At 46.7% G+C, this 16,900-nt stretch carries 15 protein-coding genes; 8 read left to right on the top strand and 7 right to left on the bottom strand.

Features of this window, described 5'->3' with window-relative positions:
• Positions 1-6: 6 nt before the first annotated feature.
• From UL82_RS05355 to mptB, 4 genes are all read right to left on the bottom strand, one after another.
• A complete protein-coding gene (locus tag UL82_RS05355) occupies positions 7-984 on the bottom strand; it encodes a COX15/CtaA family protein (protein ID WP_046439471.1) in 978 nt (325 codons plus the stop codon).
• 70 nt (positions 985-1,054) lie between these two features.
• A complete protein-coding gene (locus tag UL82_RS05350; protein ID WP_046439470.1) occupies positions 1,055-1,804 on the bottom strand; it encodes an ABC transporter permease in 750 nt (249 codons plus the stop codon).
• A gap of 9 nt (positions 1,805-1,813) precedes the next feature.
• Positions 1,814-2,713, bottom strand: coding sequence for an ABC transporter ATP-binding protein (locus UL82_RS05345; protein ID WP_046439469.1), 900 nt, complete (start codon positions 2,711-2,713; stop codon positions 1,814-1,816).
• Between the two features lie 33 nt (positions 2,714-2,746).
• Positions 2,747-4,375, bottom strand: coding sequence for a polyprenol phosphomannose-dependent alpha 1,6 mannosyltransferase MptB (gene mptB / locus UL82_RS05340; RefSeq protein ID WP_046439467.1), 1,629 nt, complete (start codon positions 4,373-4,375; stop codon positions 2,747-2,749).
• A 106-nt stretch (positions 4,376-4,481) separates the two neighbouring features.
• Between mptB and UL82_RS05335 the strand changes: the two genes are divergently transcribed.
• From UL82_RS05335 to UL82_RS05305, 7 genes are read left to right on the top strand one after another with little or no spacing between them, the layout of a single operon-like run.
• Positions 4,482-5,168, top strand: coding sequence for a helix-turn-helix transcriptional regulator (locus UL82_RS05335; RefSeq protein WP_083966507.1), 687 nt, complete (start codon positions 4,482-4,484; stop codon positions 5,166-5,168).
• On the top strand, positions 5,165-6,598 hold the full coding sequence (sufB, locus tag UL82_RS05330; RefSeq protein ID WP_046439465.1) for a Fe-S cluster assembly protein SufB: 1,434 nt from the start codon (positions 5,165-5,167) through the stop codon (positions 6,596-6,598). The genes UL82_RS05335 and sufB overlap by 4 nt, the downstream gene beginning before the upstream one ends.
• The gene (gene sufD, locus UL82_RS05325; protein WP_046439463.1) at positions 6,599-7,765 is read left to right on the top strand and encodes a Fe-S cluster assembly protein SufD; all 1,167 of its coding nucleotides are present in this window, start codon (positions 6,599-6,601) and stop codon (positions 7,763-7,765) included.
• 18 nt (positions 7,766-7,783) lie between these two features.
• Positions 7,784-8,539 (top strand): Fe-S cluster assembly ATPase SufC, encoded by a 756-nt coding sequence (sufC, locus tag UL82_RS05320; protein ID WP_046439461.1) that lies wholly within the window; start codon positions 7,784-7,786, stop codon positions 8,537-8,539.
• A gap of 57 nt (positions 8,540-8,596) precedes the next feature.
• Positions 8,597-9,862 carry a cysteine desulfurase gene (locus UL82_RS05315; RefSeq protein WP_046439459.1) on the top strand — a complete coding sequence of 422 codons (1,266 nt, stop codon included), beginning with the start codon at positions 8,597-8,599 and terminating at the stop codon, positions 9,860-9,862.
• A 23-nt stretch (positions 9,863-9,885) separates the two neighbouring features.
• Entirely contained in the window at positions 9,886-10,341 is a 456-nt protein-coding gene (sufU, locus tag UL82_RS05310; RefSeq protein WP_046439457.1) for a Fe-S cluster assembly sulfur transfer protein SufU, read from the top strand.
• Positions 10,338-10,706: a metal-sulfur cluster assembly factor gene (locus UL82_RS05305; RefSeq protein WP_046439455.1), complete on the top strand. Its 369-nt coding sequence runs from the start codon at positions 10,338-10,340 to the stop codon at positions 10,704-10,706. Before sufU ends, UL82_RS05305 begins: the two co-directional genes overlap by 4 nt.
• Here the strand turns inward: UL82_RS05305 and UL82_RS05300 are convergent.
• Both UL82_RS05300 and UL82_RS05295 read right to left on the bottom strand, forming a co-directional pair.
• The gene (locus UL82_RS05300; RefSeq protein ID WP_046439453.1) at positions 10,657-11,829 is read right to left on the bottom strand and encodes an HNH endonuclease signature motif containing protein; all 1,173 of its coding nucleotides are present in this window, start codon (positions 11,827-11,829) and stop codon (positions 10,657-10,659) included. The two genes, UL82_RS05305 and UL82_RS05300, sit on opposite strands and share 50 nt — an antisense overlap.
• A gap of 102 nt (positions 11,830-11,931) precedes the next feature.
• The gene (locus UL82_RS05295) at positions 11,932-13,206 is read right to left on the bottom strand and encodes a YkvI family membrane protein (protein ID WP_046439451.1); all 1,275 of its coding nucleotides are present in this window, start codon (positions 13,204-13,206) and stop codon (positions 11,932-11,934) included.
• Between the two features lie 184 nt (positions 13,207-13,390).
• Between UL82_RS05295 and UL82_RS05290 the strand changes: the two genes are divergently transcribed.
• On the top strand, positions 13,391-15,022 hold the full coding sequence (locus UL82_RS05290; protein ID WP_046441250.1) for an ABC-F family ATP-binding cassette domain-containing protein: 1,632 nt from the start codon (positions 13,391-13,393) through the stop codon (positions 15,020-15,022).
• Positions 15,023-15,360: 338 nt separating this feature from the next.
• On the opposite strand, the gene UL82_RS05285 is transcribed toward UL82_RS05290, so the two are convergent.
• Positions 15,361-16,206, bottom strand: a complete 846-nt coding sequence (locus UL82_RS05285) for a serine/threonine protein kinase (RefSeq protein ID WP_083966426.1) — start codon at positions 16,204-16,206, stop codon at positions 15,361-15,363.
• Between the last annotated feature and the right edge of the window lie 694 nt (positions 16,207-16,900).

Here is a 16,900-nt window from a genome sequence, read left to right as displayed (position 1 = left end):
TATGTACTAGTGCTGATATTCAGCATCACCAGTAGGTGAACCCGTCAAACTAGCAGTTCCACCTTGCCGCTGTTTGCCAGATGCCCATAAAAGTGAACAAAACGCTACTACCACAGAACTCATACCAATATGAATTGGTACCGACCACCGTGGCACCCCAAGACGGTATTGAGCGACACCGATAATAGCTTGAAGAAGAATCATAAGAATCAAACCCCAACCGATTCGTTGAGATTTCTTTGGTGCTTGTTGTAAGGCCAAACCCAGTACTAAAAGCGCCGTGAAAGCAAGGTAACAATACATTGTCCAGGCATGCACATGAGCCATCCAATCAATATCAACTTCCAGTCGACCTTGCATACCCACCCCAGAATCACCAGAGTGAACACCCGCACCAGTAACCATAGTTCCAGTAACAAGTACTGCAGAAAGCAAAATTGCGGTTAAAGCAGCAAGACCGCGTAGCCCACCACTAAAGAACTCTTCAATAGAGCCATCGTCAGGCTCAGTAATGCGGGCATAAAGGATACCGGCTAACCAAACTAACAGCATTGACGGCAAGAAGTGAAGCGCAACTGCCCACCATTGCAGATCAAGCCATACCGAAATTCCACCGATAACAGCTTGCACCACAATACCTAAACATTGAAGCAGAGCATGATTAATAATTTCTTTGCGACGACAAGCTTTACCAACAGCTACGAAAACAGCAATAGCTAAGGCAACCAGAACAAAAGTAAGCAAACGGTTACCAAACTCAATAGCTTGATGAATCCACGGTGCCGCGCCAGCAACTGGTACCAACGAACCCTGATGGCAATTAGGCCAAGTATCACAACCTAACCCAGACCCAGTCACACGAACAATTGATCCAGTGACAGTAATAGATCCTTGAGCAATAAGTAGTAATAAGGCTAGTCGTCGTTGCAGCTTAATAGTGGGTATCCACGTGCGGTTCTTTTGCTTGTTCTCTGCTGTAGTCACGTTGTGTCATTCTACGCACCAAGAGTGAACTACACAGTCAAGGCAAACATGAGATACACCACGGGAACTTTTAATTAGTGAATTTAAACCATCGAATCGCTGCAAGCGAGCTAAGCACTAACCAACCTAATAAAATTAGGATTTCTAGCCATGGAATACCCCCAGAAAAAGCAGTTGTTAGCCCATTAGCTAAAGAAACTGAGGGAATAAGATTTAGTAATACACCCGGTTGTGTTTGTGCTCGAAAAATAACATAGCTTGCAATACCAACTAGAATCACCCAAATAAGATTGGCAAGCCCTAAAACCAATTCTGAGCTTAATGTACCGCCCACCAGCATCCCGATTGCGGTAAAAGCAGCCACTCCAAGAAAAAATACCATGATCGCCGTGCCGACAGCACCAGACCAACCAAATAACAGGCTTGTGCCTAAAAGAAGGATAAGTTGCAAAGTGCTTACTACAAGTACTCCACAAATTTTTCCGAGAATAATTGCCCAGGTAGGTACCCCGGATGCTCCAGCGCGTTTTAGTGCGCCATAGCGACGATCAAAAGCCAAAGAAATAGCTTGTCCAGTAAAACCAGAACTCATTGCTGCTACTGATAACATCATCGGCACAGCTTGGGTCAGTGGGGTAGGGCTATCAATAAGCGGTAAGGTAGCAATGGCGATAAGCATGCCCCACGGAATGATAAAACTTAACAGTAATTGTTCGCCGTGGCGGAGAAAAAGCTTGGCTTCAATAGTTGCCTGTGCATATAAAATGCGAGCAATACTCGCTTGTTCCGGAGATGGTGAGAACGTACCTGGGGCATACATTAAACTAGGTTATTCCTTTCCAGTGATCTCAAGAAAAACGTCCTCTAAACTTCTAACACGTGTATCCAATGACGTGATAAGCACTTCTTGCTCAGCAGCTGCTGCAAAAACTTTTGCTAGTTGTATAGGAGTAATTTCTGCATCAAGCTCATAATTACAAGGCTTAATAGTACGTAACCCAGGAAAAGAAAAAGTAGCCGTTGTACGAATACGCAATGCTTCCTGAGTGCTTGATTTCTTTAGTTCTTCTGGAGAACCAGAAGCAACGGCTACGCCTTGGTCAATAATAATGACCCGATCAGCTAAAAATTCTGCTTCATCAATTAAATGAGTAGTCACAATAATAGTGACTCCATCAGCTCGCAATTGCTGGATGAGTTCCCATACAAGTAGCCGCGATTGCGCATCTAATCCGGTAGTAGGTTCATCTAAAAAAACAAGTTCTGGTCGACCAATAATCGCAAGAGCTAACGAAAGTCGTTGTTGCTGCCCACCAGAGAGTCGTCGATAAGTAGTGTTAGCTTGAGATCGCAAGCCAACAACGTCGATAAGCCATTCAGGATCTAAAGGATTTTTGCTATAACTGGCAGCCAGTTTCAGCATTTCCATTACTTTAACCCCGGAATAACTACCACCGCCTTGGAGCATAATACCTATCCGGCGACGCACCTGATCATGGTGGCGTGAGGGGTCAAGGCCAAAAATACGAATCGTTCCAGAAGTGGGAGCAGAAAAACCCTCACACATTTCTATAGTCGTGGTTTTACCCGCTCCATTAGGACCCAAGAATGCAAGTATCTCGCCTCGTCGCACGGCAAAACTGAGCCCATTAACAGCGCGTTGAGAGCCATATTGCTTAACGACGTTATCCAGCTCGACAACGTAATCATTGGATTCTAAAAAGGTCACGGAAAACTAGTTTATGCCAGCTGAGTGAAATTGCTAACGCACACGACGAGTTACCCACCAATAAATCGAGGCAAGAATTGAAAAACCAATGGCTGCCCCGATATAGATCGAAAGTACGGTTGTTGGGGGGAGACTAAGTCCGCGGGGGAGGACAAAAAAAGAAATGATTGCTGAATAACCCATAACCATACCTCGGAATAAAATCCGATTAGCCCACCCAGCAAGCGGGAAAATCGCCCACAACATATACCAAGGGTGCACAACTGGAAATAGTATGACCAATACAAAAGTAGAGATTCCCAATGCTCCCAAGGGATGAATCACACCACGATAGGTACCAATAAGCATGCGCAGCATAAATATACCGGCTACTGCAATGCCTACAGCACGAGTAACACTTAAAATCGCTTCGGTATGATCACCTAAATCCAACACCATTCCCAGCCAACCAAAAACTACTCCCACACCAGTTGCAGCAGACATCCAACTTCGAATACTCACTGCACCACCTTGGGCAGAAATCCAGCCAGTATTAATCCCAGAAATCAAGGTAACTAGTATGACACTGCCAATAAGGATGAACACCTGGCTAAGAATCGCCACTGCCCAGGAATAAAAATGTTTATGCTCTCGCCCATGCAGTACCCGGGCATGAAATACCCCAATAAAACCTAAGCCAATAAACCCCGTAACCTTGACCATTCCCGCACAAGAAATAAGGAAACTACCTGCACAAAGAAGAAGCATCGATTGTGTATGCCAACCCAACATAAGCTTATCGATACCACGTAAACCTAGTTCAAAACCTCCAAGCAAAAGGCCTAACAGTATTGCTTCATTATGGATACCGGCAACTAGATGAATGATTGTTAAAGGGTTAAGAATGCCCAACCATAATGCCGCTTGAGGTTGAACCCGGCAACGTTGAGCTAAAGTCATAAGCGCCCAGGCCGCTAAAGCAATCCCGGCAATAGACACAACCCGATGCGCAAAAACTCCCAGCGCAATATTGTCACCGGTCATAGCGCTTATTATTCGAGCAAGCCCTAAAGATACTGGCCCATAAGGCGAAGGGGAGTGCGCCCAAATAAAAGGTACACTGCGCGCTAACGGGTCATCGGCTCCTAAAATATCTATTGGACCTGCCGAATAAGGATCCAACCCTTGACGCACAATTGATCCATTAGCTAGATAAGAATAAATATCTTGCGAGAACATAGGAGCGGTCAATAAGAAAGGCAAACTCCAGGCAAGATAGGTTCGCCAGATAAAAGAGTTGGTGACAATACCTTGATGTTGGTTTTTGCCTCGTAGGTACACACCCACATAGGCAGCAAGCTTTAACCAAGCAACAACTAATAATCCAATCCCAATGAAACAAAGGATTGTTGAGGTTTGCAGCATTCTAGATAGGAGGGAGCCTAGGGGGTAACCAATATAGGTACTATTAACCACTGGCAGGGCACCAGCACCTAAACCACCAATAGCAATAAGGATGACACCAGTAGCACCAATCCAACGCAAACGGGTAACTCGATAGGCCTCGATAACGCTGAGCTTTGCATTTGAGGGCAACTGCTCAAAATGCAGGAGAGCAGATCGCGATCCAGGTTTGCCCATTCGAGGCAATTCACCGCGAACCGCCTGATATAACTCATGCATGAATATTCATTTTACAGGTGTCTCAGGTTGCGCTCGGGAATAGATTTAAGGAACACTATTGTTGTCTAAAGGTGAGCAGTGATGTTCTTTGGAGGTGGAAAAAGTTATGCCCGACACACGCACGACTGATGGCGAAACCCGTCGACAAATCATGCTTCTCATGTTGCGCAATAGCCCTATTACCGCTACCCAACTGGGACAAAGCCTCGGACTCTCGGCAACGGGAATACGTAGACACCTAGACAATCTCGTGGACAACGGGTTTGCCGAACGCGCGCCAGCACGAAAAGTTGCTGGCACACATTCCAGAGGGCGACCTGCTAAAACATTCCGATTAACCTCTGCTGGGCGAGCACAATTCGGTCATGACTATGACTCATTGGCAGTCCAAGCACTTCAGACCTTGCGCGAAACCGGTGGCGATGAAGCCGTCAGAGCATTTGCCAAGAAAAGAGCACAATCTATCGTCGATGGAGTCGATTCTTTAACCGGAATCGAAGAAGCTGCAGAGGCCGTCGTAGAAGCTTTTTCACATAAAGGATATGCCGCAACCGTTTCAACAACGGATTTAGGGGTACAAATATGCCAGCATCACTGTCCTATCGCCGGTGTTGCCGCTGAATTTCCAGAACTATGTGAAGCCGAGCATGAGGTTATTGCTGCGCTTTTTGGCCAGCATGTCCAGCCACTTGCCTCAATTGCTGATGGGCATGGAATATGCACCACGAATATCCCGATTACCCCGATAAAGACACATTCACCCATAACACCCGATGAAAGGAGCGGTTCATGACTCAGCCAGGTGTCACAACGCCGCAAACCGACGATGAAATCATCGAGTCTATCGGTCCGTACAATTATGGTTGGCATGATTCCGACGACGCAGGTGCTGCAGCCCGGCGTGGACTCAATGAAGACGTTGTACGCGATATCTCTCAAAAAAAGAACGAACCAGAATGGATGTTGGAGCAACGCCTGAAGGCGTTAAGCACCTTCGAGAAAAAACCCCTGCCTACCTGGGGTGCAGATCTTTCCGATATCGACTTCGATAACATTAAGTACTTCGTCCGCTCCACAGAGAAACAAGCACAAACATGGGAAGACCTTCCCGAAGATATTAAAAACACTTACGATAAATTAGGCATTCCAGAAGCAGAAAAACAACGTCTTGTTGCCGGTGTCGCTGCTCAATATGAATCTGAGGTTGTTTACCACCAAATTCGTGAAGATCTAGAACGCCAAGGCGTTATTTTCCTAGATACTGACACTGCATTACGAGAACACGAAGAACTATTTAAAGAATACTTTGGCACCGTTATTCCTGCTGGTGACAATAAATTCTCGGCACTAAACTCCGCTGTATGGTCGGGTGGTTCCTTCGTTTACGTGCCCAAGGGCGTACACGTTGATATTCCGCTACAGGCATATTTCCGCATCAATACAGAAAATATGGGACAGTTTGAACGCACCCTTATTATCGTGGATGAAGATGCGTATGTGCACTATGTTGAGGGCTGTACCGCGCCGATTTATAAATCAGATTCCTTGCACTCAGCAGTAGTTGAGATCATTGTGAAAAAAGGTGGTCGCTGCCGCTACACAACCATCCAAAACTGGTCTAATAACGTCTATAACCTGGTCACCAAGCGCACCAAGTGCGAAGAAGGTGCTACTATGGAATGGGTTGATGGCAATATTGGGTCCAAAGTAACCATGAAATACCCGGCAGTATGGATGACTGGCCCACATGCTAAGGGAGAAGTACTTTCGGTTGCTTTTGCTGGCGAAGGACAATTCCAAGACACCGGCGCAAAAATGACCCATATGGCGCCCTATACTTCCTCTAATATTGTTAGCAAATCTGTTGCTCGTGGAGGTGGGCGTGCTGCTTACCGTGGTCTGGTGCGCATTAACGCTAACGCACACCACTCCACCTCAAATGTCGAATGCGATGCACTACTAGTTGACAATATTTCGCGTTCAGATACCTACCCTTATAATGACATCCGCAATGACCACGTCTCACTCGGCCATGAAGCAACTGTTTCTCAGGTCTCTGAAGAGCAGCTTTTCTACCTGATGTCACGCGGTATTGCTGAAGATGAAGCCATGGCCATGATCGTACGTGGTTTCGTCGAGCCCATTGCTAAAGAGCTGCCCATGGAATATGCCTTAGAGCTTAACCGCCTTATCGAATTGCAAATGGAAGGATCGGTGGGCTAAATGGCCGAAACTGTTAAAAACGCAACCGTGCACAACAACAAAGGCGATCTTTTTACTTCCTTTAATGTTGCTGATTTCGATGAGGTACGTGGCCGCGACGAAGTATGGCGTTTTGTACCGGTACGCCGTTTACGTGGGCTACACAACTCAACCTTTAGTACTTTCCGTGACGCTGATATCACCGTCGATGCTAGTGCTGAGGTGACAGTAGAACGTATCGCTACCACTGATAACCGCGTCGGCCGCACCGGTGGCATGGTTGATCGTGTTGCTGCTCAAGCTTTTAGCAGCGTTTCCGAAGCCGTCTACGTTGGCTTTGCAACTAATAGTGTAACCACACAGCCGGTTACCATCACCATCACCGGAGCTGGGGTAGAAACAACTACCTTCTCCCACATAGTGATTGAAGTTGAAACTGGTGCCGAAGCTACCGTTGATCTGCGTTATCTCGGTAGTGCCACCCACGCCGACAACATAGAATTCATTATTGGCGATAATGCGCGACTAACCGTTATCGTAGATGCTTCCTGGAATGACGATACAGTTCACATTTCCGGTCAAGCTGCCATACTCGGCCGAGATGCAGTGTTACGCCATAATAGTGCGGTCTTTGGTGGCGAAATTGTACGTATCGTACCGCGAGTGCGCTTTACTGCCCCCGGTGGCGATGCTGAAATGCTCGGGGTTTATTTTGCTGACGACGGACAATTCTTCGAACAGCGCCTACTTGTTGATCACGCAATGCCAAATTGCCGATCCAACGTACTCTACAAAGGCGCGCTACAAGCTGATCCACACTCTGATAAACCAGAAGCTCGCACCGCCTGGGTAGGAGATGTACTCATTCGCTCCAATGCACAAGGCACCGACACCTACGAAGCAAACCGGAACCTCGTACTCACCGAAGGCGCCCGTGCAGATGCAGTGCCAAACCTAGAAATCGAAACCGGAGAAATTGCTGGAGCCGGACACGCAGCTACAGTCGGCCGTTTCGACGATGAACAAGAGTTCTACCTTAAATCACGCGGAATCCCAGAAGCTGAGGCTCGGCGGTTAATCGTGCGTGGTTTCTTCTCGGAAGTTATTGGACGCATCCCCGTCGAAAGCATTCGCGAAGAACTAGAAAACCGCATCGCTGACGAACTCGAAACACTGCATACCCTTTAAATTTAAGAAAGCACAAACATGAGCACCCTAGAAATCCGCAACTTGCATGCGCAGGTCATTCCCTCAGACGAAAACGCCGAACCAAAACCCATTCTCAAAGGCGTCAATCTCACCATCAACTCCGGTGAAACCCACGCCATCATGGGGCCTAATGGTTCCGGCAAATCCACCCTGTCCTACACACTATCTGGGCACCCTCGCTATGAGGTCACCGAAGGCGAAGTACTTCTCGACGGCATTAACCTACTTGAACTAGAAGTCGACGAACGCGCCCGCGCCGGCCTTTTCCTTGCCATGCAATATCCCACCGAAATCCCAGGTGTTTCTATGGCAAACTTCCTACGTTCTGCTGCTACCGCTGTTCGCGGTGAGGCACCCAAGCTACGCGAATGGGTTAAAGAAGTCCGCGAAGCCCAAGAAAAACTCCACATAGACAAAGCTTTTGCAGAACGCAGTGTTAACGAAGGTTTTTCTGGTGGCGAGAAAAAACGCCACGAGGTACTACAACTCGATTTACTCAAGCCAAAATTCGCTGTCATGGACGAAACTGACTCCGGCCTTGACGTAGACGCACTACGCATTGTTAGTGAAGGAATCAACCGTTACCAAGAAGAAACCAATGGCGGAATCCTCATGATCACGCACTACAAGCGGATCCTTAACTACGTTAAACCCGATTTTGTCCACGTCTTCGCCGACGGCAAAATCGTTACCTCCGGTACCGCCGAGCTTGCTGACGAACTCGAAGCTAACGGCTACGATCAGTTCCTATAACCCACACAGAGCCCGTGGAAAAACACCCCACGGGTTCTTTTTTGCTTAGGACTTTTTATGGACTCACTTCACCACCCTGATGGCTTACTCCACATAGAAAACATTCGAGCACAGTTCCCAATCCTGCGCGAAACTGTGCGCGGCGGAAAACCACTGATTTATCTCGACTCTGGGGCAACGTCGCAACGCCCAGAATCTGTGTGGCGAGCCGAAGAACAATTCGTGCTACACACAAACGCTCCTGTACATAGAGGAGCCTATGAATTAGCTGAGAAAGCTACTGACGCTTACGAACAAGCACGTGAAAAAATTGCGGCTTTTGTCGGCGCCGACTGGCACGAACTAGCCTTTACCAAAAACGCAACTGAAGCACTCAACCTTGTTGCCTACACGCTTGGCGACGACCGCGCCGGAGATCTCCAGGTAACAGCTGCAGATACCGTAGTGGTCACTGAGCTAGAACACCACGCAAACCTTGTTCCTTGGCAAGAACTATGCCGACGAACCGGCGCCACATTAAAGTGGTACACCAGCACCGACGATGGTCGTATCGACCTAGACTCACTGGAACTAGATGACACTGTAAAGATTGTTACTTTTACTCATCAATCCAACGTTACTGGCGCAGTGGCAGACGTCGAAACGCTTGTGCAACGTGCCCACAATGTGGGAGCCTTAACCGTACTAGACGCCTGCCAATCGGTTCCCCATATGCCAGTAGATTTTCATGAACTCAATGTTGATTTCGCGGCTTTCTCTGGGCACAAAATGTGTGGGCCAAGTGGGGTAGGAGCACTCTATGGAAAAGCGCAACACCTGGCAAAGTTTCCACCGTTTCTTACCGGCGGATCAATGATTGAAGTAGTCACCATGGAAGGTTCCACCTACGCTGAGCCACCCCAGCGATTCGAAGCCGGAACACAAATGACCTCTCAAGTTGTTGCCCTAGGAGCGGCAGTAGATTTCCTAAACCACATCGGTATGGAGAAAATCGCTGCGCACGAACACACATTAACCACCTATGCGTTAAAAAAACTACAGCAAATTCCGGGTTTGCGTATCCTAGGCCCCATAGACTCAGATAAGAGAGGGGCAGCAATTAGCTTCTTAGTCGATGGCATTCATCCACACGATTTAGGTCAAGTGCTTGACGATCAAGGTGTATCAATTCGAGTGGGGCATCATTGTGCCTGGCCAATTCATAGAAGTTTGAAAGCACAATCAACAGCGCGAGCCTCATTTTATTTGTACAACACCATAGCTGAAGTAGATGCGCTCTATGAGGCAATCCTTAAAGCTAAAGAATTCTTTGACATCGATTAGTCTATGTCGAGGATGAAAAAATTATGAACCTTGAATCTATGTACCAAGAAGTGATCTTGGATCACTATAAGAACCCGCATCACCGTGGCTTGCGCAGTGCTTTTGACTCTGAAGTGCACCACGTCAATCCATCGTGCGGCGACGAAATCACCCTTCGCGTTTTACTCTCTGAGGACGGCAGCTCTGTCGTAGATGTTTCCTATGATGCTGAGGGATGTTCAATTAGCCAGGCATCAACGTCAGTAATGGCTGAGGAGATTATCGGCTTGCCCATAGACAAAGCTGTGGAAAAACTGACCGACTTCGAAAAAATGATTACCTCACGAGGCAGCTATGACGGTGACGATGAATTAATCGGTGACGGAATAGCGTTCTCTGGGGTGTCAAAGTATCCAGCACGTGTTAAATGCGCGTTGCTCGGTTGGAAAGCCTTCCAGGCAGCCACGAGTGATGCTCTTGAGACAAAGGGGATCTCATGAATAATGAAAATGAAGAATTCGTTGTACGTTCCGAGCAATCAGAAGAAGACGTCGCAAAAGCTTATGACATCGAAGAATTAATGCGCGACGTTATCGACCCAGAATTAGGTATTAATGTTGTTGATCTTGGGCTTGTCTATGACATCTGGATTGAAAACGGCACCGAAGCGCACATTAATATGACCCTTACTTCGCCGGCATGTCCACTTACCGACGTCCTTGAAGATCAAGCGCAAACCGCAGTGATCGGAAAGGGGGTCGTCGATAAGCTTTCGTTACATTGGGTATGGATGCCGCCGTGGGGTCCGCATTTGATTACCGAAGATGGCCGTGAACAGCTACGGGCTCTCGGTTTCTCTGTGTAATTAGCGCGTGCCCGGCCTGTTCAATAACTTCATTGTTATTGATGTATCTTCGCTTGGTGTAATTGCATGTCCATTCATAGTGTCCATCGGCAGTGATCTCAACTTTGGCGCTGCCGGCTGTAACCTGTCCGTGGTGAAATGGGCACAGCAACACGAGGTTAGAAATTGTGGTCGGCCCTCCCATAGACGCAGGAATAATATGATGTGCCTGCGTCCCAAATTGGGCTGGAACGTGACAACCTGGAGCAGCACAATATGTTGTATGTCCTATAAGTGCTTGTCTTTGTTTTTTATTGGCACTGCGCTGCTCAATCACAGCTGCTTCTATGGGAAGATTGGTGTCATCATCATAAACCACTGCCCAGCCAGCTGGTTCCAACTTTTCCGCCAACATTTTTAAAGTAGCGTTAGAGCCATCGGTTAGCGTATAGGAGTCACGGCTCAGCCCCTCAGTGAGCTCGCTATAGCGCATCACAACGTGCACGCCGATGCCACAATTATTCGTCGATTCAAAAAGCTGCTTTAAAGCAACAGCTCGTGCATGATGATAATCCAGCCCAGAATCACGGTCATAACAGCTGGCGGTACGCTTTTCTAAGGCCGTAAAGAAGTCATTAAAAACTTCAGTATTTAGCCTTGCGACGATCGTACGCATTCCATATTCATCCATGGTCTTTGATATTCGAACGCTGCTTCTAGGCTTCTTAGCGCTCTGAATATTCAACTTACGAACTTTCGCTCGACATGCTGTACGCAATGCACCAAAAGTGCGTGTACGCGCAAGTTGAACCATTTCTAGGCGCAATTGTTCCCGCGAATACTGAACATCACTAGCAAGTTTATGCACCTGCTGATTAATGAGTACAAGTTCATCCAGGCTGAGTTCGCCATTAAGTGCTTGCTGTAATGCATTATCCCGGATTAGTTTCTCAGCTTTGTTTATGGGAGCGAAAAGACTCTGTGCAGTAAGAAAATAATTATGCGCCGTTGTACTATCAATTTTAAGAAGTTCGCTGATTTGATCGGTGGTGAGTTTGGTATCGAAAAGCTCGCGAGCAAGGCCAACGCCGTGGCGTGCTATATGGCAAAGCTGATCAATCATCATGGTTTTAGCTTTACCCATAGACTTTCCTGAGACAAGGTTTTTGAGTTGAAAAAGCAAAATCTGTGGAAAACTCAATATAAATGAAAAGAGTTTTCCACAGATTTTAGAAATTTTTAACTATTATTTTTGTTCTTGCGTATCAGGCAGCGCCACGGTGTGCTCGTCGGGAAGCACTTCTTCGAGATCTTCCATAATGGATTTGTGGAGGTCTTCAGCGTCAAGATTAGACGCCGCGGTAGCCTTTTTCAGTCGAAGAGCATCTTTTGAACTGAAGTTTTTCAATGGGTGGTGCTTTTTAAATAGCAATCGACGTACGCGGTCGCGTCGTTTTGTCTCTTCTTTAATAGCACTGCGATCACGAATCCAGCCTGCGATAAGCACTACTGTCAAAGCAATACCGATGTAGCCCAAGATAGGGTAGACCACAGCGACTAGTGTTTTAAACCCGGCAAAGCTACAACCAAAGCCAATCAGACATATCGTAATAAAAATTAATCGAAAACGACTAGGTTGGTTCGCACTGAGTCGTTTTGCTAGGGCATAAAACATACCGATCGCAGTATTAAAAATCATGCCGAAAATAACTATAGACATAGGTGTTCCCAGCATTGGATGAATCTGGTTAACAATACTAAGCATTGGCATATCATCGGCATATACATCCGGAATGCTAATAAAAAGCGCTATGACAATAAGCATTAGTAGCACTGAAAAAACAATGCCGCCGCCTAATCCACCATACGCAGCAGCCTTGGGATCAAAATTGTTTCCGCCAATCACAATAGCCATCGACACACCAATAATTAGCGTCATACCAACATAATTCAGTGCACTAATCCACCAGTTTGGCAATGTGGAATCAAGATTCGCACGGGCGAAAGAATCCAACTCAGAAAAGTCTATGGAAGAGGTTGCAATCGCATAGACACCCGCCCCAACGATAAAAACAATGATAAATGGCGTGATTGCCCCGATAACCGTGCTTACCTTATCAACATCTAACATGCCTGCTAGCAAGGTAATAACAAGCATAATGAGAGCACCAATCCAGGGTGCTAAACCAAATTGCTGATTAAGGTTGCTACCGGCACCTGCAAACATAATAAAACCGGTACAAAACAAAGTGGCTATGGTTGCAATATCGAAAAGTCGCGCGGTAATAGGGTGGGCTACTTTATCAAACACAACTTTGTGCTCTAAGGCGCGAAAATAGCTGCCCAGCTGTACGACGGCAATACAACTTACGATCATTATCAATGAGGCAACAATGGCTCCGATAAGACCGTGGGAGCCGAAAGCAATAAAATATTGCAGCATTTCTTGGCCGGAAGCAAAGCCAGCTCCAACAACAAGGCCGACGATGGACATAGCAATTCCAAGCGATCGCTTGAACAAGGGAATTCTCCTTGGTCTGCGCGGCTACGGATCTCGCAGCTCACAGAGTCCCACCCTATACAAAATAAAAATGAAATCGAATATTTCTTAAGGTTTTTCTATGAGGAGTTGCCATTTTGTTACCGCTGGGTCAGGGAAAATAACGATTCGGGAACAGTTGTTTGATCAGCTAGACTGTTTCGCTGTGATTGTAACCAATGACTTTGAGGTACGCGTTGGCGCCCGCACGTTATTATATGCCCCTGGCCAGCATCTTCGGGTGCAGCCGGGTGACCGGATTGGGCTGGTAGGGCGAAATGGTGCGGGTAAAACAACTACCATGCGTATTCTTGCTGGCGAGACACAGCCGTATGGTGGTTCGGTGACTCGTTCGGGTGCTATTGGTTATTTACCGCAGGATTCTCGGGAAGGAAATATCGATCAGTTAGCGCGTGACCGGGTGTTATCGGCGCGTGGGTTGGATCAGCTTATGTCTTCGATGCAGCGTCAGCAGGAAATCATGGAGCTTAGCGAGACTCCTGCTAAGCGCGATCAGGCAATTAAGAAGTATTCTCGGTTGGAGGAACGTTATCAGGCGTTGGGTGGTTATGAAGCGGCTTCTGAATGTGCCCAGATTTGCGATAATCTTGGTTTGCCGGAACGTGTTTTGGATCAGCCATTAAAAACTTTGTCTGGTGGTCAGCGTCGGCGTGTTGAGCTTGCCCAGATCCTTTTTGCCGCCTCAGCAGGTAGTGGGAAGTCACAGACTACTTTGCTTCTCGACGAACCTACCAACCACCTTGACGCGGATTCAATTACTTGGTTGCGTAGCTTTTTAAAGAAACATGAGGGTGGGTTAATCCTTATTTCACACGATGTTGAGCTTCTCGACGCCGTCTGCAATAAAGTGTGGTTTTTAGATGCAGTACGTGCCGAGGCCGATGTGTACAACATGGGTTTCGAAAAATACAAAGAAGCCCGCGCTACCGATGAAGCTCGCAGACGACGTGAGCGTGCCAATGCAGAGAAAAAGGCTGCCGCTTTACGGGATCAAGCAGCTCGTTTGGGTGCTAAAGCGTCTAAAGCTGCTGCAGCAAAACAAATGCTCCACCGTGCAGAACGCATGATGAACAGCCTAGATGAGGTACGTGTTGCCGATCGGGTTGCTGCGATTAGTTTCCCCGAGCCTGCTCCTTGTGGAAAGACACCACTGCAGGCTCAAGGACTTACTAAAATGTATGGTTCTTTAGAAGTTTTCGCTGGGGTCGATTTAGCCATCGATAAAGGCTCACGTGTCGTGGTACTAGGTTTTAATGGTGCCGGCAAAACCACCCTGCTTAAACTGCTAGCTGGGGTAGAACGTACCGATGGCGAAGGTGGCATTGTTAGTGGACATGGGTTAAAAATTGGCTATTTTGCTCAGGAACACGACACCATTGATCCTAATAAATCAGTCTGGCAAAACACTATCGAAGCTTGTCCGGAAGCAGGCGAGCAGGATCTGCGCGGTTTACTAGGTGCCTTTATGTTCCAAGGCGAGCAGCTAGAACAACCAGCCGGGACTTTATCTGGTGGTGAAAAAACCCGTTTAGCACTCGCTGCCCTGGTTAGCTCACGGGCAAATGTTTTGCTTCTAGACGAACCCACCAACAACCTCGATCCCATTTCGCGTGAGCAAGTCTTGGATGCTTTACGCACATATAAAGGGGCAGTAGTACTCGTTACACACGACCCTGGAGCTGTACGTGCCCTAGAACCAGAGCGGGTTATTGTTTTGCCTGATGGTGACGAAGATTTATGGAACGACGAGTATATGGAGATCGTCGAGTTGGCTTAGGTTTTAGGATTGTTTGTGCCGGCTATTCGGCAGCTGAGCGGGATTATCATCAGAAAACACAAGATCCCGCACCATTAATCGCCACCTTCCATAACTCATCATCACCAGGGAAGAGGTGGTCATAAACATTCTAAGTTATCGATGCTGACGTATATCCTCGTACCTTTCGAATTTACTTCACTAAGATACTGGCAAAGATCAACAGCTGACTCCTGTTATAGTTGAACACCAGCATTATTGGAAGATTTCAAATATAAATACTCTATCGAAAACGTGCTTCATTGCGGGGATTTTTCATGCTAGGGAGTTGCAACCTCGAATCAGCACTCCATCCATGTTTAAATCTTTCTAAGAGTTTTTAGTTCACCCAACAATTCAGCTCCATTGCTAAATCGGCGGCTAGGTTCTCGTTGCAAACATTTATCTATCATTGCAACAAGTTCTTGATCTAAATCGAAACGATAGCTTGCCACAGAGGGAGCTTGACAGTTTTGTAGCTCAAACTCATGATCAACGATCTCTTTCTTAATATCAAAAGGAAGCTGACCAGTAAGGCAGTAAAATGCGAGAATACCTAAACAAAAAATATCGCTGCTTGGAACTGGCTCACCTCCTGGAATATGTTCAGGGGATCGCCATCCGAGAGTGCCCGGTTGCGATATCCCAGTCAGTGTAGTTTTGGCTAAATATCGAGCGAAGCCAGGATCCATCAGAACATAAGATCCGTCTGACTTTAGTCGAACATTACTAGGGGATAGGTCTCGATGAACTACTGCGAGGTTATGTATTTCTTTTAGACCTTTAGCTAGATCAATGATCAATTTCCAGGCTTCATCGGAAGTGAACTGGCGATGTAAATGTGCGGTCAAATCAGATCCATCTAACCACTCTTCTATCCAGGATAAGGCTTGTGGTGGATCCCCAATTACGATTAGCTCTGTGAACGGTCGGACAACTTGAGGTGAGTCAATATTTCTTAATAAATCCACTTCGCGTTGTGCCCGTATAATGGTGACCTGATCGTTCACTGGATTTCCGGAAAGAAAAATAATTTTAGCGACAGCTGGAGCGCCATTAAAGATTCCTTTCCAAACACTTTTTTGACCACCATCTGCAAGTCGTTCTGCATTCGTCATTTTGAGAGCCGAAGTCACTTGACTGATTATTTCCTTCTGCTTTGACATAATATCTCAATACCTTTGGTAAATTTTAGGACATTAGATACATTACGCCCAAATAGCCACTTAGGGTGATCAATTCACCTAAAGTGGCTCAGAAAAACGCAATTGCAAAGTCATCCGCGTCTTCATTACCCCAAAGATGAGCTATAGACAAAGATGACACCACTTTTAAACTTTGACCATGCTTTAATTTAGGTTGCCAGTTGGGGAGACCCCATCCCAAAATAGAAGCATGGAAGCTGTCCCATCTAAGCTTCTCAAGATCTTGACCGGGAAAGTTCCACACATTGACAAAATCCCCGTATTTTAATCAGCAATGCATATGCACCGGCTTATAAGTAAGCATCCCTACTACGGTCCAGGTACAATAGCTGGGTTTTTGACTCACTAAACCTACCGGGCGGTAGAGTTTTCTCGGAGGAAACTTCAATAGGAGACATGGAGGTTGAATATTTCACTTAAAACCCAAAGCGGTTCCACCAAATATCAAATAAAGAATCACACTCTATCGAGAACGCCACGAAATTTCACACTAACGTCCCCACGAAACCATCGGAAATAAACTCATTCCGACCGAGTCTCATATGAATCCAAAATACGGTCGCCATGAACCGCTGTATTTCTAGTGCTCCAAAACATGGAAAACTAGCCCCACAAAAGTTGGTTCCCTAGGCAACCAATGCCCTCACAAAACCCA

The sequence above is a fragment of the Corynebacterium kutscheri genome, from assembly GCF_000980835.1.
Classification (GTDB): domain Bacteria; phylum Actinomycetota; class Actinomycetes; order Mycobacteriales; family Mycobacteriaceae; genus Corynebacterium; species Corynebacterium kutscheri.
This window is presented reverse-complemented; position numbering and strand designations above follow the sequence as displayed.